Source organism: Pseudomonas sp. Z2-11, from assembly GCF_054161305.1.
In genome coordinates, this window is the sequence record NZ_CP096395.1 from 1,376,309 (window position 1) to 1,397,190 (window position 20,882).

Here is a 20,882-nt window from a genome sequence, read left to right on the forward strand (position 1 = left end):
CTGCATTGTATAGCGCATCCGTCGCGTCTCGCCTGATCAGGTCACGGCAAGGGAGGAAGATTCACACGATCTATGACGCAAGTTGCCATATTTGCCTGATTGGCCATAGCTGCTAGTGTCCGAGGAGCTCCGCCTGTGCAAGCGATACGCAAGCGGTCCCGGATACGTTCAGGTAAAGAGGACAAAAACAATGCAGCCTGATTTCTGGAATGACAAACGCCCGACCGGCGTGCCCTCGGACATCGACCTGGGTGCCTACAAGTCGGTTGTCGAGGTGTTCGAGCGTTCCTGCAAGAAATTTGCCGACCGTCCGGCCTACAGCAACATGGGGGTGACCCTCACCTACGCCGAGCTGGAGCGCTACAGCGCGGCCTTTGCCGGTTATCTGCAAGCCAATACCGACCTGGCGCCAGGCGATCGCATCGCCGTGCAGATGCCCAACGTCCTGCAATACCCGATCGCCGTCTTCGGTGCCCTGCGCGCCGGCCTGGTCGTGGTCAATACCAACCCGCTGTACACCCCGCGGGAAATGCGTCATCAGTTCAAGGACTCCGGTGCCCGGGCGCTGGTGTACATGAACCTGTTCGGGCTGAAGGTCCAGGAAGTGCTGCCCGACACCGACCTGCAATACCTGATCGAAGCGAAGATGGGCGACCTGATGCCTACCGCCAAAGGCTGGCTGGTGAATACGCTGGTCAGCAAGGTCAAGAAAATGGTGCCGGCCTATTCGCTGCCCCAGGCCATTTCCTTCAAGAGCGCCTTGCGCCTCGGGCGAGGCCAGGGCATCAAGCCCCTCAACGTCAGCCTCGATGACATCGCCGTGCTGCAATACACCGGCGGCACCACGGGGCTGGCAAAAGGCGCGATGCTGACCCACGGCAACCTGGTCGCCAACATGCAGCAGGCCCGGGCGTGCCTGGGGCAGATCGGCGATGACGGCCAGCCGCTGTTGCGCGAGGGCCAGGAAGTCATGATCGCGCCGTTGCCGCTGTACCATATCTATGCGTTCACGGCGAACTGCATGTGCATGATGGTCACGGGCAACCACAACGTGCTGATCACCAATCCCCGGGACATCGGTGGCTTCATCAAGGAACTGAAGAACTGGCGGTTCTCGCTGTTGCTGGGGCTCAACACGCTGTTCGTGGCGCTGATGGACCATCCTGATTTCAAGACGCTGGATTTTTCCAACCTCAAGGTCACCAACTCAGGCGGCACCGCGCTGGTCAAGGCCACGGCCGAACGCTGGAAGCAGCTCACCGGCTGTGGCATCACCGAGGGCTACGGCCTGACGGAAACTTCGCCGGTGGCCAGTGCCAACCCTTACGGCGGCAAGTCGCGCCTGGGTACGGTGGGGCTGCCGGTGCCGGGTACGCTGATGAAGGTCATCAACGACGACGGCGTCGAGCTGCCCCTGGGCGAGCGCGGCGAGCTGTGCATCAAGGGCCCGCAGATCATGAAGGGCTACTGGAACAAGCCCGAGGCGACCGCCGAAGTGCTGGACGGCGAAGGCTGGTTCAAGTCCGGCGATATCGCGGTGATCGATCCCGACGGGTTTGTGCGCATCGTCGACCGCAAGAAGGACATGATCATCGTCTCGGGTTTCAACGTGTATCCCAACGAGATCGAGGACGTGGTCATGGCTCACCCGAAAGTCGCCAGTTGCGCGGTCATCGGCGTGCCGGACGAGCGTTCGGGGGAGGCGGTGAAACTGTTCGTGGTAGCCCGTGAGGCGGGCGTCAGCCTTGAAGAACTCAAGGCCTACTGCAAGGAGAACTTCACCGGCTACAAGATCCCCAAGCACATCGTATTGCGTGACTCGCTGCCGATGACGCCGGTGGGCAAGATCCTGCGGCGGGAACTGCGCGATATCGCCTGAGGCGCTTGCCTCAATGGAAAACCTGTGGGAGCGAGCCTGCTCGCGATAGCAGTCGATCAGTGACAGAGATGTCGGCTGATACGCCGCTATCGCGAGCAGGCTCGCTCCCACAGTTCTTTATGCATGGGGTGACATTACACGGTCTTAGAATCTTTACTCTAAAAGTGACCATTGGATTTTCTTGAGTCAGATTTGTGACTGTAGGGCCCATTTTTGGCTCTAGTCGACCCTTGGCAAAGCTGCTACTCTCGGCGCGCTTTTGTGACTTCTCGGCCTTGATTCAAGCCAGATTCACCAACAAAACACACACCAATAATAATCGCATCAAATGCGGTGAAGAATTCGCGTTGCTGAGGAGTGGGCTTCCATGATTGAAGACTTTTGGAAGGATAAGTACCCAGCTGGGATTGCTGCCGACATCAATCCAGACGAGTATCCGAATATTCAGGCGGTGTTGAAGCAGTCCTGCCAACGCTTCGCCGACAAGCCGGCATTCAGCAACCTCGGCAAGACGATCACCTACGGTGAACTCTACGAATTGTCCGGTGCCTTTGCCGCGTACCTGCAACAGCATACCGATTTGCAGCCGGGCGATCGAATCGCCGTGCAGCTGCCCAACGTTCTCCAGTATCCGGTGGCCGTTTTCGGCGCGATCCGCGCCGGGCTCATCGTGGTCAACACCAATCCGCTGTACACCGCGCGGGAGATGGAACACCAGTTCAACGACTCCGGCGCCAAGGCGCTGGTGTGCCTGGCCAACATGGCGCACCTGGCCGAGAACGTGGTGCCCAGGACCAGCGTCAAGCACGTCATTGTCACCGAAGTCGCCGACCTGCTGCCGCCGCTCAAGCGCCTGCTGATCAACAGCGTGATCAAGTACGTCAAGAAGATGGTCCCGGCTTACCATTTGCCCAAGGCCATCAAGTTCAACGACGTGTTGAGCAAGGGCCACGGCCAGCCGGTGAACGAAGCCAACCCCACCAGCGATGACGTGGCCGTTCTGCAATACACCGGTGGCACCACTGGCGTGGCCAAGGGCGCGATGCTGACCCATCGCAACCTGGTGGCGAACATGTTGCAGTGCAAGGCATTGATGGGCTCCAACCTCAATGAAGGCTGCGAAGTGTTGATCACGCCGCTGCCGCTGTACCACATCTATGCGTTCACCTTTCATTGCATGGCGATGATGCTGATCGGCAACCACAACATCCTGATCAGCAACCCGCGCGACTTGTCGGCGATGGTCAAGGAACTGTCGAAGTGGAAGTTCAGCGGTTTTGTCGGCCTCAACACGTTATTCGTGGCCCTGTGCAATAACGAAGCCTTCCGCAAGCTGGACTTCTCCGCACTGAAGGTGACCTTGTCCGGTGGCATGGCGCTGCAACTGGCAGCGGCCGAGCGCTGGAAGGCGGTCACCGGCTGCCCGATCTGCGAAGGCTACGGCATGACCGAGACCAGCCCGGTGGCTACCGTCAACCCGATCCAGCACATCCAGGTTGGCACCATCGGCATTCCGGTGCCATCGACGCTGTGCAAGGTCATCAATGACGCGGGCGTCGAATTGCCACTCGGTGAAATCGGCGAATTGTGTGTGAAAGGTCCGCAAGTAATGAAGGGCTACTGGCAGCGCCAGGAGGCCACCGACGAGATCCTCGACAGTGAAGGCTGGCTCAAGACCGGTGATATCGCGCTGATCCAGCCGGACGGCTACATGCGCATCGTCGATCGCAAGAAGGACATGATCCTGATCTCCGGCTTCAACGTTTACCCCAACGAACTGGAAGACGTACTGGCCACCCTGCCGGGTGTGCTGCAGTGCGCGGCGATCGGTGTACCGGATGAAAAGTCCGGCGAGGCGATCAAGATTTTCATCGTCGTACGTCCAGGGGCCACGCTCACCAAGGAACAGGTGATGGAGCACATGCGCGCCAACGTCACTGGCTACAAAGTGCCGAAGGCCGTGGAGTTCCGCGATGCATTGCCGACCACCAACGTGGGCAAGATCCTGCGGCGCGAGTTGCGCGATGAAGAACTGAAGAAGCTGGGGCTTAAGAAGTAAACCCGCCGCCAATGAAAAGCCCCGCTGATGCGGGGCTTTTTGTTACAAGGCTATGGCCTCGCGCGGGGCGGCCGTTGTGGCGGGGGAGCTTGCTCCCGCTGGGCTGCGCAGCAGCCCCATCCGGTCCGACTGATACACCGCAGGGGCCGCTTCGCGTCCAGCGGGAGCAAGCTCCCTCGCCACAGGGGAACCGGTGATCCTGGCGATCGGGCTACAATCGAAACTGCGCAAAATCCAGGTTGGTGCCACCCGGCCGCATGTCTTGCAGGTAGGAATCCTTGTCGGCACTCAATTCCAGGCTCAGGGCGGCCTTGCGTTTGCCCTGGTTGCGTACTTCCAGGCCTTCCAGTTTTTCCCGCAGGAACACCGTCGGCACTTTCAGGTGCAGCAGTTCATCGGTGGCGGGGGTGTGCAGCAGCAGGTGAATCCATTCGTATTGACCAATGGCCAGCCGGGCCACCGGAATGTCGAACCAGAAGATGTTGCGATTGCGGTTCAGTTCGCTGAAATGGCAATTGTTGACGCCCAGGACGGCGCCGCCCAGTTGCTGGTTCCTGCGGGCGATGGCCTGCTTTTTATCGAGTTTCATAACGTTCCTACGGGATTGGAGCTTCAGGTCGCAGCCTGAATACGTGGGGCATTCTCGGGGGTTGATCAGCAAACATAAAGCGCAACCTGCAGTCGCCGACGAAATCAGCCTCAGAAAAAATGAAACTCCCCGCAAACGGCCCCAGTCAACCCTTGTGTAATGACTTTTCTTACGGTTATTCACAGGAGAGACACCATGGGTAGCACGAGCGATAAAGTGAAGGGCGTTGCCAACGAAGCCGTCGGCAACATCAAGCAAGGCGTCGGCAAGGCCACCGATAACGACCGCATGCGCGCCGAGGGCGTGGTCCAGGAGAAAAAGGGTGAAGCCCAGCAAAACGTGGGCAAGGCCAAGGATGCCGTCAAGAAAGGCGTCGACGAGGCGTAACCGATCAGTTGAAACGTGATCGGAACGGTCATCTGCGGGTGGCCGTTTTCATGTCGACTCGAACTTGCACCGGGGGAAATTGTTCCAAAGTCGCCAACAGGTTACTTTGTCTTGGCATAACCCGATGAGTCGCCAGGCGACCTTCCTTTTTTGCGGCGAAAGGAGACGCACATGATGTTCCCGGCCTTGAAAGGCTTGCCCCTGCACCGCGTGATGATGCGCACGGTGACCGAATTTCTCGACGACGAGATGTCGACGTACGCCTCCGCACTGGCTTACCAGATGTTGTTTTCGCTGTTCCCCTTCATTCTTTTCCTGATAGCCCTGATCGGTTTTCTGCACCTGCCGGATTTTTTCTCCTGGCTGCGCCTGCAATCGGAACTGGTGCTGCCGCCGCAGGCGCTGGAGCAGGTCAACCCGGTGATCGACCAGCTCCAGCAGTCCAAGGGGGGGCTGCTGTCGGTCGGTATCGTGATTGCGTTGTGGACCGCGTCGGCCGGCGTGCGGCTGATGATGAGCGCCATGAATGCCGCTTATGACGTGGTCGAAGGGCGTCCGGCCTGGAAGCGTTTTCCGCTGTCGATCCTGTACACCGTCGGCATTGCCGGCATGCTCCTGGCCGCCGCGGCGCTGATGGTGCTGGGGCCGCAGGTGATGGGCTGGATTGCCGCCCAGATCGGGCTGGAGGAATTCATTGTCACCGTCTGGACGCTCGCGCGCTGGCCGGTCATCGTGTTTTTGCTGATGGTCGCGGTGGCGCTGATCTATTACGTGATGCCCGACGTCAAACAGGAGTTTCGCTTCATCACGCCGGGCTCGGTATTGGCGGTGGTGGTCTGGATCATCGCGTCCCTGGGCTTCGCGTTCTACGTCAAGACCTTCGCCGACTACAACGCCATGTATGGCAGTATCGGCGCGATCATCGTGCTGTTGCTGTACTTCTATATCTCGGCGGCGGTACTGTTGCTCGGCGCTGAGATGAACGCGGTGATCGAGCACATGTCCGCCGAAGGCAAGGACCATGGCGAAAAGAGCCCCGGCGAGCATGAAAAACAGCATGTATCGGGCCTTGGGCGCGACCATTCCATTCCTCACAATCACACTGACGAAGCCCGACCATGATCCGCGAAATCCTGAAGATGGGCGACGAACGCCTGCTGCGCATCGCACCGCCGGTGCCGCCAGAAATGTTCGACAGTCCCGAGTTGTGGCAATTGATCGATGACATGTTCCAGACCATGGAAAGTGTCGGCGGTGTCGGCCTGGCGGCGCCGCAGATCGGCGTCGACCTGCAACTGGTGATCTTCGGCTTCGAGCACAGCGAGCGTTACCCGGATGCCGAGGCGGTGCCGCAGACCATCCTGATCAACCCGCTGATAACGCCGCTGAGCCCGCTGATGGAAGAGGGCTTCGAGGGCTGCCTGTCAGTACCGGGCCTGCGCGGTGCGGTGGATCGCTACCAGCACATCCGCTATGAAGGTTTCGACCCGAAGGGCGAGCCGATCATGCGCACCGCCTCAGGCTTCCACGCGCGGGTAGTCCAGCATGAATGTGATCACCTGATCGGCCGCTTGTACCCATCGCGCATCACCGACTTCAGCAAGTTCGGGTTCACCGAAGTGATGTTTCCGGAGCTGGATCCCTCGGCCGACGATTAGCACCGCACCCGCCGAAACTGTGGGAGCGAGCCTGCTCGCGAATGCCCTGTATCAGCCAGATCACCTACTGAAATCAATCGCCTTCGCGAGCAGGCTCGCTCCCACATGGGATGTGTAGTTATTCAGATTGCGCAGGCACCCACCCCATCGCAATCATCGGCTTGCTCCGCGCATACCGGCTCAGCCGTTCAGCCATTGCATAAGGCAGTTCGGGATCGAAGGCGAACCCGCGTCGCTCATAGAAGCTGCGCAGGTCAGGGTGGCAGAACAGCCACACCGGCGCCTCCACGCCTTTCACTGCCTCTTCTATCAACCGCGCCGCGATGCCTTGCGCGCGGAATGCCGGGTCGACGAACAACCCCGTCAACCAATGCCCACCGGACACCGGTCGCAGGCATAGGGCCGCGACGATTTCATCGCGCCGCGCCACCCAGAGTTGCGCGTCGCGCACGGCTTTCATCGAGGATTGGTGGGCACGATAAAATTTGTTCATCAACGGCCAAAGCGATTCTTCGAGCGCTGCATAACGGATTTCGGACATGGCTGGGTAATGGCGAAGAGGGGAGGCAATTATAAAAGAACGCGGCTGCAGGGATAGGTGTATACCTGAGGGTACATCCCGTATGAATGGAGTGCGTATCATGGCCAAAGGCATGGATTCAAAAAAAGCGGCAAAGAAAAAACCAGCGAAGAGCGCCGATGAAAAACGCGCTGACAAAAAAGCCAAGAAGGTCAATCTGTTCGGTCATTGAAGCGCTGTCGGCCCGGCTGGTCGCAGGTTTGAGGCGGAGGTTGCAACGCTCCGCCCAAACCCGCTGAGGTGATACCGAGGCGCTGCCAGACTCAGAGGGTGGCGAGGACAGCGCTCTGGGCAAGGTTTTTCTCGCTCTGCTGATCTTTCTCCATTTGCGCCATGGCCGACTTGTCCTGCATGCGCTGGGCAATCTCCTCTCCGACCGCCAATTGTTTCTCCGGCGGCATTGCGGCGTACTCTTCTTCGGTGATGCCCATTTCCTTGAGGATGCTGTCACGCAAGCGTTGTTCAGGCGTCTTGCTCATGTAGTCCTTGAACTGGGCCATGGCAGAGCCGGCTTCTGCGGCGGCTGACGAGCCAACCGTCTGCAATTGCACACGGGTCTTGGCGAAGGCTTCGTCGACCTTGTCGCTGATGGCCGTGGCGGCGCTCACCTGTTGCGTGGCGTGTCGAGTGGCGGAGTCCTGGACTTGGGCGCTGGCCTGGCCGGCCTGGGTCTGGGTCTGGATGTTATCTCGCAACGCCTGCAGCGCGGCGCTTTGCAGGCCGCTGGCGGCTTCGGCTGTCGGGTCTTCGCCGGGGCGCTTGAGCGGCAGGATCATTGCTTGCTGTTTTGCACTGACCAACATGATACGTACCTGTAGAAAGTGGCTGAGCGAGGGAGGGAGCAATTCCCATGCCGTCGTGCCAGATCCCTGGAATCAAAGGGCTGCAGGCGAGAGATATGGGGTAGGGCGGCCAATCCTTGCCGTTCGTCGGCATGGTTCGTCGGCATGGCTCGGCCGCATCCTGCCGGGCTACTCAGGTGCTTTCGCGGACCTTGAGTTCGAACCCCAGGTCCACCACCGGCTGGGCGATGCGGTTGCCAGCCATCAAGGTGAGCATCTGTTCAGCGGCACGGCGGCCGATGGCTTCCCGTGGGGTGCTGATGCTGCTCAAGCGCGGCACCATGTGGGCCGAGGCGGGCAGGTCGTTGAAACCGAGGATCGAAACCTGCTCGGGGATCCTGATACCGCTGCGCAACGCTTCGAGCAGGGCGCCGTGGGCCAGGTCGTCGTTGCCGAAGAAGATCGCATCGACGTCCGGATGGCTGGCGAGCAACTGCAGGAACAACTCGCCGCCCAGGCCCACCGATGACGGACGCGGCGTGAGTATTTCCAGGTCCGGGTCGTAGAGCCCGGCTTCCTGCAATGCGCGCCGGAAACCTTCGCCGCGCAACAGCGTGCGCTGGTCCAGTTGCGCGCCGATGTAGGCCAGGCGCTTGCGGCCTCGGGAAACCAGGTGTTCGGCAGCGGTTTCGCCGGCCTTGAGCTGGGAGAAGCCCACACAGTTGAGGCCGGCGCCCGGGTCCAGTTCCATCATGTACACGCAGGGAATGTTGTTGGCCTCGATCATCCGTCGAGCGCTTTCGGTGCGGTCGAACCCGGTGAGCAACAGTCCTCGCGGCTGATAGGCCATGTAGTTGCGCAGCAGGTCCTCTTCTTCATCCCGGGAATAATGGTAATTGCCGATCACCACTTCGAAGCCCTTGGGCCGCAGCACGCGATGAATGGCTTCGAGAGTGTCGATGAACAACAGGTTCGACAACGATGGCACCAGCACCACCACCGAGTGGCTCTGGGCCGAAGCCAGGGCGCGGGCGGCGGGGTTGACGACGTAGTTGAGTTCCAGGGCGGCCTGGCGGACCTTGTCCACCAGTTCGACGGCCACGGTGCTGACGCCGCGTAGCGCACGGGAAGCGGTGATCGGGCTGACCCCGGCCAGGCGTGCGACTTCGTTGAGCGTGGGGCGACCGGTGGTGCGAGTATTCTTATCGTTTTTAGGGGCGGTCATCAGGGCGGCTTGCCAAACAAAAATCAAGGCACTAAGGTAGCGCTGTCTCGGCGCGGCTGCAAATGCGTGAGCAGGGTTTGCCTGATACCCTGTCCGCTGGCGTCGTGGACGTACATGCTGCAACCACAAAAATGACAAGAAGGCGTCGGCAACTTCTGCTTTTGCTGCGGTGTCATAACTGGCAAAGGTAGCGCTGTCTGCGCGCTGAGGTGTTACATGAATAATCCAATCACCGCCCTGGTCATCATGGGCGTTGCCGGTTGCGGCAAAACCTGCGTCAGCCAGGCCCTGTGCCAACTGAGCGGCGCCACCGCCATTGAAGGCGACACTTTCCACCCTGCGGCCAACATCCAGAAGATGAGCGCCGGTATCCCCCTGAACGACGACGACCGTGCCGGCTGGCTCGACAGCCTGTGCGACGAGTTGCGCCGTGTCGACGCCGTGGGTGCGCGCCCGGTGCTGACTTGCTCGGCCCTCAAGCACAGTTATCGCGAGCGCCTGCGCAGCGCCTTGCCGGGCCTGGGCTTCGTATTTCTTGAACTGACCCCGGAAGTGGCCGCTGATCGCGTGTCCCATCGCCCGGGCCATTTCATGCCGTCGACCCTGATCGACAGCCAGTTTGCCACCCTTGAATCTCCTGTCGGCGAGCCCCTGACCCTGGCTCTGGATGCGTCCAGCCACAGCGTTGATGAACTGGCCCGCCAGGCTTACGTCTGGTGGCTGGCCCACGGCCTGAAGCTCGCGAGCTGAAGCGTGAACAATTTGCGTCAGAAAGATAGCGCTGTCCCGACGGCTTGAAAATAACTGCTTCAATAACAACAACAAATCAGGAGACACCTCCCATGTTCGGCATGTCCCACGAGACGTTCCTGCTGCTAGATGCAGTGGTTACGGTGATCGGACTCATCGTCCTCATCACCAAGTTCAAATTCCACCCGTTCATTGCACTGACCATCGCCGCCGCGTTTCTCGGCCTGACGTCGGGCATGCCGACCGGCACCATCATCAAGGCGTTCCAGGACGGCTTTGGTGGCGTGCTCGGTTTTGTCGGCATCATCCTGGCGCTGGGCACGATGCTCGGCAAAATGATGGCCGAGTCGGGCGGCGCCGATCAGATCGCCCAGACCCTGATCCGTGCCTTCGGCAAGGAGAAGGTGCAGTGGGCCATGATGTTCGCCGCGTTCCTGGTGGGCATCCCGCTGTTCTTCGAAATCGGCTTCGTGCTGCTGATCCCGCTGGTGTTCATCGTCGCGCGCCGCACCGGCGTGTCGATCATCAAGATCGGTATCCCGCTGCTCGCCGGTCTTTCCGCCGTCCACGGCCTGGTGCCACCGCACCCGGGTCCGCTGCTGGCGATCGGCATCTTTGGCGCTGACATCGGCAAGACCATTCTCTACGGCCTGATCGTCGCGCTGCCGACCGCCATCATTGCCGGACCGATCTTCGGTACGTTCATCGCCAAGCACATTCCCGGTCATCCGAATCAGGAGCTGGTGGACCAACTGGCCCGCGAGACGAACGCCGCCGAACTGCCAAGCTTCAGCATCACCCTGATCACCGTGCTGTCGCCGGTATTCCTGATGCTGCTCAAGACCTTCGCGGATGTGGCGCTGCCGGACGGCAACCTGTTCCGTGTCTGGATGGACATGATCGGTCACCCGATCTCGGCCTTGCTGCTGGCGTTGCTGCTGTCGCTGTACACCTTCGGCTACAAGCAGGGCATCGGTTCCAGCCAGATGCTGAAGTGGCTGGACGCGAGCCTGGCGCCGACGGCGGCGATCATCCTGATCATCGGTGCCGGCGGTGGCTTCAAGCAGATGCTGGTGACCAGCGGCGTGGGTGACGTGATTGGCCACATGGCTGTGAGCGCACAGATTTCGCCGATCCTGCTGGCCTGGCTGGTGGCGGCGGTGATCCGGATTGCGACCGGTTCGGCGACCGTGGCGACCATTACTGGTGCCGGGATCGTGGTACCAGTGGTGGGGATGATGCCAGGGGTGAACCGTGAGCTGCTGGTACTGGCGACCGGCGCCGGCTCGCTGATCCTGTCTCACGTCAACGATGCGGGCTTCTGGCTGGTCAAGCAGTACTTCAACATGACCGTGGCCGAAACCTTCAAGACCTGGACCGCGATGGAAACCATCCTGTCGGTGGTGGGGCTGATCTTTATCCTGCTGTTGTCGCTGGTGATCTGAATCTGAGGCAATACCTACTGTGGGAGCGAGCCTGCTCGCGAAGCGATATGACATTCAACATCTGTGTTGACTGTTACGTCGTCTTCGCGAGCAGGCTCGCTCCCACATTGGTTTTGGGTCAGGCCTCAGGTTTTTTGATCAACCCATCCGCCCGGAACATCCCGCGGATCCCGCGTACCGCCTGGCGAATCCGGTCCTGGTTCTCGATCAGCGCAAAGCGCACATGATCGTCCCCATATTCCCCGAACCCCACCCCCGGCGAGACGCAGACCTTGGCTTCGGCCAGGAGCTTCTTGGCAAACTCCAGTGAGCCCAGGTGCGCATAGGCCTCGGGAATCTTCGCCCAGACATACATCGATGCCTTGGGATTCTCCACCATCCAGCCCAGTTCATGCAGGCCCTTGACCAGTACGTTGCGGCGCTGGCGGTACTGCTCGGCGATGTCGCGCACGCATTGCTGGTCGCCTTCGAGTGCGGCGATGGCGGCCACTTGCAGCGGGGTAAAGGTGCCGTAGTCGTGGTAACTCTTGATCCGCGCCAGCGCGCTGACCAGTTCCGGGTTACCCACCATGAAACCGATGCGCCAGCCGGCCATGTTGTAGCTCTTGGACAGGGTGAAGAACTCCACCGCGATGTCTTTCGCGCCTGGCACCTGCATGATCGACGGGGCTTTCCAGCCGTCATAGACGATGTCGGCGTAGGCCAGGTCGTGGATGACCAGTACGTCGTATTGCTTGGCGAGGGCGATGACCCGCTCGAAGAAGTCGAGCTCCACGCATTGCGCGGTCGGGTTGGACGGGAAACCGAGGATCATCATCTTCGGCTTGGGGATCGAACCGCGAATGGCCCGCTCCAGTTCATCGAAGAAATCCACGCCGGGCACCAGCGGCACCGAACGCACCTGGGCGCCGGCGATCACCGCGCCGTAGATGTGGATCGGATAGCTGGGGTTGGGCACCAGCACCGTGTCGCCCTGGTCCAGGGTGGCCAGCATCAGGTGTGCGAGGCCTTCCTTGGAACCAATGGTGACGATGGCTTCGCTTTCCGGGTCGATGTCCACTTCGTAGCGGTCCTTGTACCAGCGCGAAATGGCTCGGCGCAGGCGCGGGATGCCTTTGGATGTGGAGTAGCCGTGGGTATCTTCGCGCTGGGCGACGGTGACCAGTTTCTCGACAATATGCGGGGGCGTGGCGCCGTCGGGGTTACCCATGCTCAAGTCGATGATGTCTTCGCCGCGCCGACGCGCAGCCATCTTCAGCTCGGCAGTGATATTAAATACGTACGGGGGGAGTCGATCGATGCGCGCAAAGCGGCGCGGCGAACCTTGTTCGGCCATTGTTGCCTCGAGATACGTGAGCGCCCGGAACCGTCCGAGCGACGTCGGCCAATGCGTTGGCCTGCGGCGCAAGATAATCGGGCCAATGGCGGATTGTCCAGTAGCCGCGCCGAACTATTTTCGACGACACTGTCGCCCTGGCTGCGCCACCGGCGGTGGCCGTAGCGGCTTGTCGGACCTGTCTTACCCAATTGTGATGGAATGAATAATGGAATTTTCCAGCGGCTTCCTGCTGAGCCTTTCCTTGTGCCTGGACATCGGCGTGGCCAATATCGCGATGATCACCCTGGCGATGCAGCGCGGCTATTTCCAGGGCTTAGCCCTGGGCCTGGGCACCTGCGTAGGCGACCTGGTCTATGCGGTCCTGGCGCTGGCCGGGATGACTGTCCTGCTGCAATACGAAACGGTGCGGTGGGTGCTGTGGATCGGCGGTTCGGTGCTGTTGCTGTATTTCGCCGCGAAGATGGTTCATTCGGCGATCTTTCACAGTGCGGTGCTGGCCGAGGCCGGCGAGGTCCGGGGCAACTCGTCTCGGCAGGAGTTTTTTTCGCGGGATTTTCCTGGCGATGTCATCCCCCAGCGCCATCCTCTGGTTCGCGGCGGTGGGGGGTACGCTCATTGCCCGCTCAGGGGGTGGCACGGTAGTCAGTTCGGCGCTGTTTCTGAGCGGATTCCTCTGCGCCGGGCTGCTCTGGAGCGCCGGCCTGTGCCTGGCGGCAACCCAGGGCGGAAAATTGTTGGGGGATAAATTGCTGCGTTATTCCTATTGGGCATCGGCGGCGATTTTCTGCTATTTCGCCGTCTACGTGATCGTTTCTGGCTACAACGAGTTTGTCGGAACAACCGCCTCGGCTGTCCCGCCTGGACTCTGACAAGCGAAACGGCCTGGCAATCACCGTTTGGGTTCTATACTGCCAAACCCGACTTCAAGTTTTCCGGAGTGTCGAAGCAATGGAATCGCAAAAACGCGTTAATGCATCCGAGCCGCGCTTCGAGCAAGGACGCTTTCAGCTCATCGCCGGTTTCGGCGCGCGTTTTAGCCAGGATACCGCCCAGGACATCCCGCTGCTCTGGGAAAAGTTTCTGCCCTGGCTTGGCAAAGTGCCGGGGCAGAAAGACGAAGTGACTTACGGCGTGTGTTGCAACCCGGACGGCACAGGCGGCTTTGAATACATTGCCGGCGTGGAAATCAGCCGGCTTGACGACCTTCCGGAACAATACCGCTGGATCGAAATCCAGCCTGGGCCCTACGCCGTATTCGAGCACAAAGGGCCATTGAAGAACCTGCCGGACACCTTCCACTACATCTGGAAGGAATGGTTGCCGCAGTCCGGCCACCAGGCAGCGGATGAGCCTGAGTTCGAGCGCTACAGCGAAGACTTCAACCCGCGGACGGGGGAAGGCAGCCTGGAGATCTGGATACCCCTCAAGCCGAACTGATCATCACCCTTTTGCGCAATGCGAAACCTGTGGGAGCGAGCCTGCTCGCGATGGGGGCTGGCCAGCTTGCATCGAGGCTGTATGCGCCACCGCTATCGCGAGCAGGCTCGCTCCCACAGAAGGGTCACGCCTTGGTCAAAAGACCAACCCCATCCGCCGTTCATAACCGATTCGGCCCTTGTAGGCCTCGCCGCTGTCGACCCAGCCCAGGCGGGTGTACAGGCTGATGGCCGCGTCGTTGTCTGCATCCACCGAAAGCTCAAGCCCCTTTATCTCCGGCCATGCCGCTCGGGCGACGGTGGGTAGCGCTTGCAGGCAGGCCTTGCCGTAGCCTTTGCCTTGAGCCCGGCGGTCTACCTGCAAGGCGTGCAGGGTGGCGCTGTGTTCGTTGGCCCAGGCGGGCAGTACGGGTGGCCGCTTGAGCAGCAGGAACGCGACGGGCACTTCGTCGGCCAGCAGCGCAAAACCCTTCACCCCAGGGGCGGGCCTGGACAGTAGCGTATGCAGCGCACCATGGATATCGCCGGAAAATCTGATCTGTTCGGGGTGGATTTCGATGGCTTCGACCTGTTGCCGTTGCAGCGCGGTCAGGTCTTCATAGGGTACGAGCTGAGCAGTCACGAAAACGTCCATTGTTGCCGACAGAATGAGGCCTGGATTCTAGCGAAATTTTTTCTTTGGATTATTTTTGTTTGGCTGTCGATTCACTGTTTCTCCAGACGACTAAGGCTGTCTCTAACAAAAAACTGCGGAGAACCACCATGAATACCGAAACCGAAATCCAAGCGTTGATCGACACCTATCGCCAGGCCGTCATGGCCAAGGATGTGGAAAAAGTCATGGCGCTCTATGACGACGATATCGTCTCGTTCGATGCCATCCAGGCCCTGCAATTCAAGGGCAAGACCGCCTACCGCGCGCACTGGGAAGCCTGCATGGAAATGTGCCCTGGCCCGCACAAGTTCGATTTCCATCAGGTCCAGATCACGCCGGCCGAGAACATCGCCTTCGCCCATTGGCTGGCCTATTGCGGCGGCACCAACGACAAAGGCGAAGAGCAGGCATGCTGGATGCGTGTGACAGCTTGCTACAAGCGTACGGCCGGCGCGTGGAAGATCGTCCATGAACATTGGTCGGCGCCATTCGACCCGATGGCGGGTACGGCGATATTCGACTTGCAGCCCTGATCGGCTACGGTTTCCTCCTGCCACCTTTGTCGATCGGTTCGATCACGGAGCTTTCCATGAAGTATTTATGCCTGGTGTATAGCAACGAACAGGCCCTGCACAACTCTCCCGACAGCCCTGAGGACGCAGAGTGCATGGCTTATGCCGAGTCGATCCAGGGCAGCGGCCGCATGCTCGCCGCTGAAGCCCTGGAGTCGGTGCAGACCGCCACCACGGTGCGTATGCGCGGCGGCAAACTGTCGATTACCGACGGCCCGTTCGCCGAAACCAAGGAGCAACTGGCGGGCTTCTACCTGATCGACGCCAAGGACTTGAACGAAGCCATCCAGGTCGCCGGGCACATTCCGGCGGCCCGGGTCGGCTGCGTCGAAGTCCGGCCGGTACGCCAGCTGAATCCCTGAACGACAATCACAACGGGATGATTTCCATGAGCCGTGAACCTGCTTTGTTGTCCATCAGTCCGATCACCCAAGGCCTTCCCGGCTGATGTCGGCCGAAGCGGTCAAGGCACGGGTCGAGCAGGTTTATCGCCAGGATTCGCGGCGAATCCTGGCGACGCTGATTCGCCTGCTGGGAGATTTCGATCTCGCCGAGGAAGCCTTGCACGAGGCGTTCTTCGTCGCGGTCGAGCGCTGGCAGCGCGACGGCGTGCCGGACAATCCCCGGGCCTGGCTGGTGTCGGCCGGGCGTTTCAAGGCGATTGACAGCCTGCGTCGGCGGGCGCGCTTCGCGGCGTCCCAGCCGATGCTGATCGCGCAACTCGAAGAGCTTGAACAGGCCGAGTGGAGTGATGAGGACGTGGAAGACGACCGCCTGCGGCTGATTTTCACCTGTTGCCACCCGGCTCTGGCCGCTGATGCCCAAGTACCGTTGACGCTGCGGGAAGTCTGCGACCTGACCACCGAGGAAATCGCTCGTGCGTTTCTTGCCGCGCCGGCAGCCATCGCCCAGCGCATCGTGCGGGCCAAGGCGAAGATTCGTGATGCGAAGATCCCCTATCAGGTGCCGTCCCGCACGGAGCTGCCTGAACGACTCGACAGTGTGCTGCGGGTGATCTACCTGGTGTTCAACGAGGGATATTCAGCCTCGATGGGGGCCGAGTTGACCCGCGATGACCTGACCCGGGAAGCCATACGCCTCGCACGCCTGCTGTTGGAGTTGCTGCCCGAAGCTGAAGTGATGGGCTTGCTGGCGCTGATGCTGCTGCACGAGTCGCGGCGGCCTGCGCGAATGTCGATGGCCGGCGATCTGGTCTTGCTCGATGAGCAGGACCGGTCGCTATGGGACCCGGCAATGATTGCCGAAGGTTGCGCGATGGTCGAGGCCGCGCTCAACACCCGGCGGTTCGGACCGTATTGCCTGCAAGCCGCGATTGCTGCGGTGCACGCGGAAGCGCCGAGCGCCCGGAAGACCGATTGGCCGCAGATCGTCGGCCTCTACGATGTGCTGTTGCGGGCCGTGCCGTCGCCAGTGATCGAACTCAACCGCGCGGCCGCCCTGGCCAAGCGCGATGGGCCGCAGGAGGGGCTACGCCTGGTTGACGGGATACTCGGCAGGGGCGAGCTGCTTGACTATCACCTGGCCCATTCGGCGCGGGCTGAGTTCTGCCGGCAGTTGGAGCGAGTGGAGGAGGCGAGGGCCTCCTACCGACGGGCGCTTGAATTGACGCAGCAACTGCCGGAGCGGCGGTTCATTGAAGCACGGCTTGCCGGTTTGCAATGAGGGGAGTCGAGCCCATGCCCGTGGCGAGGGAGCTTGCTCCCGCTGAGCTGCGCAGCAGCTCCTTTTATTCAACTGACACGCCGCAGGGGGCCGCTTCGCGACCCAGCGGGAGCAAGCTCCCTCGCCACGGGGGTCTCCTTCATCTTGAACTGGCGGGCAACAGACAAAAAAGGCGACCCGAAGGTCGCCTTTTCAGTCAGCCGGCGTTGATCAGAACTCGTGATCAGCGTTGTCCGGGTTCAGGTCGCTGATACCCAGCTTGCCCGCAGCCTGTTCGATCGAGCCGGTCTGCTTGACCAGGGCGGCGATGGCGTCACGCACGATCTGGTTGCCCGCGGTGTTACCAGCGGCGATCAGCTGGTCATAGTGCTCACCCTTGCTGGCGTGATCGACCATGACCTGGATCTTGGCTTCGGTGTCGGCCAGCTCGGCCTTGAGCGTGGTGTCGGCGGCCGGGTCGGCCTTGGCCACCAGGGAGGACAGGCTCGCGCCGGTCATCTTGGTGCCGTCGACGCGGGTGTATTCGCCCAGGTAGACGTTACGCACACCCTTGGCATCGTAGAAATGCGAGTAGTGGGTGTTGTCGCTGAAGCAATCCTGTTCGTCTTCTGGCGAGTTGGCTTCCAGGGAGACCTTCATGCGCTCGCCCGCCAGTTCACCCAGGGACAGGCTGCCCATGCCGAACAGCATCTTGCGCAGACCGGTTTCAGCCGGTTCGGCTTCCAGCGTGGCGCGGTAGTTGTCGGCGACGTTCGGTTTCCAGTTGCCGACCATTTCCTGCAAGTCGTTCACCAGCAGCTGGGTCACGGACTTGAGGTAGGCACGCCGACGGTCGTTGTGGCCGCCAGTGGCGCCGGCGCCTTCCAGGTAGTCCGAAGCCGGACGATTGCCGGCACCCGGGCCGGTGCCGTTGAGGTCCTGGCCCCACAGCAGGAATTCGATGGCGTGGTAGCCGGTGGCAACGTTGGCCTCGGAACCACCCAGCTCGTTCAGGCTGGCGAGTTTTTCCGGGGTGATGTCTTTGACGTCGACCTTGTCTTCGCCGACCTGCACTTCGGTGTTGGCGATGATGTTGGCGGTAGCGCCCGGGTTACCCAGGGCGTGCTCGTAGGATTTGTCGACGTAGTCGATCAGGCCTTCGTCCAGGGGCCATGCGTTCACCTGGCCTTCCCAGTCGTCGATGATGGTGTTGCCGAAGCGGAACACTTCGCTCTGCAGGTAAGGCACGCGCGCGGCAACCCAGGCAGCCTTGGCGGCTTTCAGGGTATCTGCGTTCGGCTTGGCGAGGAAGGCGTCGACGGCGGTCTGCAGGGTTTTCGCGGTGGATTCGGCATCGCTGTAGACGGCGTAGACGATGTCGGCGTAGTGCGCGACAACGGCCTTGCCAGCGGCTTCGTCGATCTTGCCAGCGGCAGCGGGGGCAGCCGGAGCCGCAGCGCTGGCGGCCGGCGTTGGCGCTTGCGGCGCGGCCGCCTTGTCTTTGCCTTCGCCGCAACCGGCAAGGGAAATAGCGATGGCCAACAGACTGGCGGTAGCCAGAGGCATACGAATCATGGCGAACATCCTGCTTCGGTGATGAATGGGACAGGCGCGAGGGCGCGCAAAACTGCGACATAATGCGAAAGATTTGCATTATATGTAAAGAGCTGCGGCGGTAATATTTCTAGCGCAGGCAGCCCGCGGAGAAGGGGGGAAACAGTCAGATGATCGAGGCGTTGATGCGCTCGGCTTGCTTCAGATAGTTACCCAGCTCCCGTGCCGGCAACGGTTTGCTGTAGTAGTAGCCCTGACCTTCATGGCAGCCCTCGGCAATGATGTAGGCTTCCTGCTCGATCGTTTCGACGCCTTCGGCGATCACCTGCATGCCCAGGCTCTTGCCGAGCTGGATGATGGCGCGAACGATGGTCGCATCGTCTTCGTCATCGAGCAGGTCCTGGACGAAACTCTTGTCGATCTTGATCTTGTCCAGCGGCAGGCTCTTGAGATAACTCAAGGACGAATAGCCTGTGCCGAAGTCGTCGATGGCGATCAGCGCGCCGGAACGGCGCAGGCTCAACAGATGCTGGGCGGCCGTGGTGATGTCTTCCATCAGGCCGGTTTCAGTGACCTCCAGCTCCAGGCTGCGCGGGGGCAAGCGGTACATCTGCAGGAAATTGCTCACCACCCGGGGCAGTTCGGCGTGGTGCAGTTGCACCGTCGACAGGTTGACGGCCATGCGCAGGTCGACAAAACCCTGGTCGTGCCATTCGCGCAACTGTTTGCAGGCCTGGTCCAGCACCCATTCGCCGATGGCGATGATGGTGCCGTTCTGTTCCGCCAAGGGAATGAACAGGTCGGGCGGTACGAGGCCGTGCTCGGGGTGATGCCAGCGGATCAGCGCTTCGGTGCCGACCACCCGCAGGTCGCGGTAGCTGACCTGCGGCTGGTAGACCAGGGTGAACTGGTCGCGAGCCAACGCCTCGCGCAGGTCTTTTTCCAGTTCACGCCGACGGCGCATTTCGCTGTCGACGCTGGCGATATAGAACTGGTAACGATTGCGCGAGCGCGTCTTGGCCAGGGTCATGGTCTGCTCGGCTTTTTGCAGAAGCTTCTCGGTACTGTCGCCGTCTTCAGGGAACAGCGTGATACCGATGGTGGCCCGCAGGCGGATCCCCTGCTCGTCGAGGATGAATGGCGCTTCCAGATCGTCGAGGATGCTCTGGGCCAGCTCGGCGGCCTCGTAAGGCTGCTCGATATCGGCTTGCACCAGGGCGAACTGGTCGCCGCCCAGCCGCGCCAGGGCGCCGAGGCGCCCACTGTGGGCGCGCAGCCGATCGGCCAAGGCCAGCAGCAACTGGTCGCCGGTCTGATAGCTGAACTGCTCGTTGATGCCCTTGAAGTCGTCCAGTCCCACACACAACACGGCCACGCGACGTTGCAGGCGCCCGGCGTCCACCAGGATCTTGTCCAGTTGTTGTTGCAGCTGCTGGCGATTGGGCAGGCCGGTAAGAAAGTCGTACTGGGCCATGCGCAGCAGGCTGTTTTCCGCTTCGTGGCGCAAGTGCGTGTTGCGCTCGATGGATTCGAGCAACTGGTTCGCGGTGTTGATCCACAGGCCGAGTTCGTTTTGCTCGTGGCCTCTTAGCTGCGGAATTTTGTGCGCGCTGGGGCGATCGGGGTTGATTTCGGTCAGGTGCTGGATGATCCGCGACAACGGTTTGGTCAGCAGCCAGTGATAGACCAGGTACAGCACCAGGCCCATGGCCAGGGCCCGGAGCATTCCGGAAATGAAAATGATCACCGAGCTGACAATGAAGCCCTGGCCGTAGGTGGCGGTGTCGAGGGTGATGCTCAGGTCGCCGTAGTATTCACTGTAGGGCCCGCGTCCCACCAGTTGCGTGGTGAAGGTGCGTTCCTGGCCCAGGATCAGGTCGGTCAGCCAGCGGCTTTCGGAATGCTGGAGGGGCCGGGTTTTTTCGGCGAGCATCGTTTCGTGGGGGTGGCCGATGGAGGCCATGCGCACGGCCTCATCCTGGAACAGGCCTTCGATGACCTGCATGCCCATTTCCCGGTCGAGGCTGTAGACCGCCTGGGTGGAAGGGTCGCGGAACATATCGAGGATGCGCTGGGCGTCGTCGGCGACGGCCCGATTGGTTTTGTAGGCATCGAAAACGATCTGGGCGCAGCTCAAGACCACGCCAACGATCAATGCCGAAAGGAGCACGACCCGGAGCAACTTCACAGACAAGCTGTTCTTGAGTTCCAGCTTCAAAGAGGGATTCCTTGTTCCGTGCGGGTAGCGTCAAGTTGCCATGAGTATTGGCAATCCTGTGATGTCAGTCAAAGGGACAATCCAACACAAGG

19 protein-coding genes and 1 pseudogene are annotated in these 20,882 nt (G+C 60.9%); 12 read left to right on the forward strand and 8 right to left on the reverse strand.

Features of this window, described 5'->3' with window-relative positions; genetic code table 11:
* Positions 1 to 190 precede the first annotated feature (190 nt).
* Together fadD2 and fadD1 are read left to right on the forward strand one after the other, a co-directional pair.
* Complete coding sequence (gene fadD2, locus M1E16_RS06040) at positions 191 to 1,879, forward strand: long-chain-fatty-acid--CoA ligase FadD2 (RefSeq protein ID WP_458129422.1); 1,689 nt, start codon at positions 191 to 193, stop codon at positions 1,877 to 1,879.
* A gap of 367 nt (positions 1,880 to 2,246) precedes the next feature.
* On the forward strand, positions 2,247 to 3,938 hold the full coding sequence (gene fadD1 / locus M1E16_RS06045; protein WP_458129423.1) for a long-chain-fatty-acid--CoA ligase FadD1: 1,692 nt from the start codon (positions 2,247 to 2,249) through the stop codon (positions 3,936 to 3,938).
* A 211-nt stretch (positions 3,939 to 4,149) separates the two neighbouring features.
* Here fadD1 and M1E16_RS06050 read toward each other — a convergent pair whose 3' ends face one another.
* Positions 4,150 to 4,527: a hypothetical protein gene (locus M1E16_RS06050; RefSeq protein ID WP_305496313.1), complete on the reverse strand. Its 378-nt coding sequence runs from the start codon at positions 4,525 to 4,527 to the stop codon at positions 4,150 to 4,152.
* Positions 4,528 to 4,722: 195 nt separating this feature from the next.
* Between M1E16_RS06050 and M1E16_RS06055 the strand changes: the two genes are divergently transcribed.
* From M1E16_RS06055 to def, 3 genes are all read left to right on the forward strand, one after another.
* Positions 4,723 to 4,914: a CsbD family protein gene (locus M1E16_RS06055; RefSeq protein WP_305496312.1), complete on the forward strand. Its 192-nt coding sequence runs from the start codon at positions 4,723 to 4,725 to the stop codon at positions 4,912 to 4,914.
* Between the two features lie 171 nt (positions 4,915 to 5,085).
* Positions 5,086 to 6,036 carry a YihY/virulence factor BrkB family protein gene (locus tag M1E16_RS06060; RefSeq protein ID WP_434569568.1) on the forward strand — a complete coding sequence of 317 codons (951 nt, stop codon included), beginning with the start codon at positions 5,086 to 5,088 and terminating at the stop codon, positions 6,034 to 6,036.
* Positions 6,033 to 6,572: a peptide deformylase gene (def, locus tag M1E16_RS06065; RefSeq protein WP_458129424.1), complete on the forward strand. Its 540-nt coding sequence runs from the start codon at positions 6,033 to 6,035 to the stop codon at positions 6,570 to 6,572. Before M1E16_RS06060 ends, def begins: the two co-directional genes overlap by 4 nt.
* Before the next feature lie 118 nt (positions 6,573 to 6,690).
* On the opposite strand, the gene M1E16_RS06070 is transcribed toward def, so the two are convergent.
* The 3 genes from M1E16_RS06070 to gntR form a co-directional block, all read right to left on the reverse strand.
* Positions 6,691 to 7,113, reverse strand: a complete 423-nt coding sequence (locus tag M1E16_RS06070) for a GNAT family N-acetyltransferase (protein ID WP_458129425.1) — start codon at positions 7,111 to 7,113, stop codon at positions 6,691 to 6,693.
* 302 nt (positions 7,114 to 7,415) lie between these two features.
* The gene (locus tag M1E16_RS06075; RefSeq protein ID WP_458129426.1) at positions 7,416 to 7,955 is read right to left on the reverse strand and encodes a hypothetical protein; all 540 of its coding nucleotides are present in this window, start codon (positions 7,953 to 7,955) and stop codon (positions 7,416 to 7,418) included.
* A gap of 172 nt (positions 7,956 to 8,127) precedes the next feature.
* Positions 8,128 to 9,159 (reverse strand): HTH-type transcriptional regulator GntR, encoded by a 1,032-nt coding sequence (gene gntR / locus M1E16_RS06080; protein ID WP_458129427.1) that lies wholly within the window; start codon positions 9,157 to 9,159, stop codon positions 8,128 to 8,130.
* Positions 9,160 to 9,375: 216 nt separating this feature from the next.
* Here gntR and M1E16_RS06085 point away from each other — a divergent pair, with 216 nt between their 5' ends.
* Together M1E16_RS06085 and M1E16_RS06090 are read left to right on the forward strand one after the other, a co-directional pair.
* Positions 9,376 to 9,909 carry a gluconokinase gene (locus tag M1E16_RS06085; RefSeq protein WP_434625629.1) on the forward strand — a complete coding sequence of 178 codons (534 nt, stop codon included), beginning with the start codon at positions 9,376 to 9,378 and terminating at the stop codon, positions 9,907 to 9,909.
* 92 nt (positions 9,910 to 10,001) lie between these two features.
* Positions 10,002 to 11,354, forward strand: coding sequence for a GntP family permease (locus M1E16_RS06090; protein WP_305496305.1), 1,353 nt, complete (start codon positions 10,002 to 10,004; stop codon positions 11,352 to 11,354).
* A 118-nt stretch (positions 11,355 to 11,472) separates the two neighbouring features.
* Here the strand turns inward: M1E16_RS06090 and alaC are convergent, their stop codons facing one another.
* Entirely contained in the window at positions 11,473 to 12,690 is a 1,218-nt protein-coding gene (gene alaC, locus M1E16_RS06095) for an alanine transaminase (RefSeq protein ID WP_434569563.1), read from the reverse strand.
* A 208-nt stretch (positions 12,691 to 12,898) separates the two neighbouring features.
* Here alaC and M1E16_RS06100 point away from each other — a divergent pair.
* A pseudogene (locus M1E16_RS06100) lies at positions 12,899 to 13,562 on the forward strand (LysE family translocator).
* 79 nt (positions 13,563 to 13,641) lie between these two features.
* Positions 13,642 to 14,130, forward strand: a complete 489-nt coding sequence (locus M1E16_RS06105) for a GyrI-like domain-containing protein (protein ID WP_458129428.1) — start codon at positions 13,642 to 13,644, stop codon at positions 14,128 to 14,130.
* Positions 14,131 to 14,265: 135 nt separating this feature from the next.
* On the opposite strand, the gene M1E16_RS06110 is transcribed toward M1E16_RS06105, so the two are convergent.
* The gene (locus tag M1E16_RS06110) at positions 14,266 to 14,751 is read right to left on the reverse strand and encodes a GNAT family N-acetyltransferase (RefSeq protein ID WP_434695634.1); all 486 of its coding nucleotides are present in this window, start codon (positions 14,749 to 14,751) and stop codon (positions 14,266 to 14,268) included.
* Positions 14,752 to 14,891: 140 nt separating this feature from the next.
* Here M1E16_RS06110 and M1E16_RS06115 point away from each other — a divergent pair, with 140 nt between their 5' ends.
* From M1E16_RS06115 to M1E16_RS06125, 3 genes are all read left to right on the forward strand, one after another.
* Positions 14,892 to 15,317, forward strand: a complete 426-nt coding sequence (locus tag M1E16_RS06115) for a YybH family protein (protein WP_434569559.1) — start codon at positions 14,892 to 14,894, stop codon at positions 15,315 to 15,317.
* Positions 15,318 to 15,373: 56 nt separating this feature from the next.
* A complete protein-coding gene (locus M1E16_RS06120) occupies positions 15,374 to 15,718 on the forward strand; it encodes a YciI family protein (RefSeq protein WP_434695633.1) in 345 nt (114 codons plus the stop codon).
* A gap of 85 nt (positions 15,719 to 15,803) precedes the next feature.
* Positions 15,804 to 17,039 carry an RNA polymerase sigma factor gene (locus M1E16_RS06125; RefSeq protein ID WP_458129429.1) on the forward strand — a complete coding sequence of 412 codons (1,236 nt, stop codon included), beginning with the start codon at positions 15,804 to 15,806 and terminating at the stop codon, positions 17,037 to 17,039.
* Between the two features lie 210 nt (positions 17,040 to 17,249).
* Here M1E16_RS06125 and M1E16_RS06130 read toward each other — a convergent pair whose 3' ends face one another.
* Positions 17,250 to 18,593, reverse strand: a complete 1,344-nt coding sequence (locus tag M1E16_RS06130; protein ID WP_458129430.1) for an imelysin family protein — start codon at positions 18,591 to 18,593, stop codon at positions 17,250 to 17,252.
* A gap of 145 nt (positions 18,594 to 18,738) precedes the next feature.
* A complete protein-coding gene (locus tag M1E16_RS06135) occupies positions 18,739 to 20,790 on the reverse strand; it encodes a putative bifunctional diguanylate cyclase/phosphodiesterase (RefSeq protein WP_305496290.1) in 2,052 nt (683 codons plus the stop codon).
* Between the last annotated feature and the right edge of the window lie 92 nt (positions 20,791 to 20,882).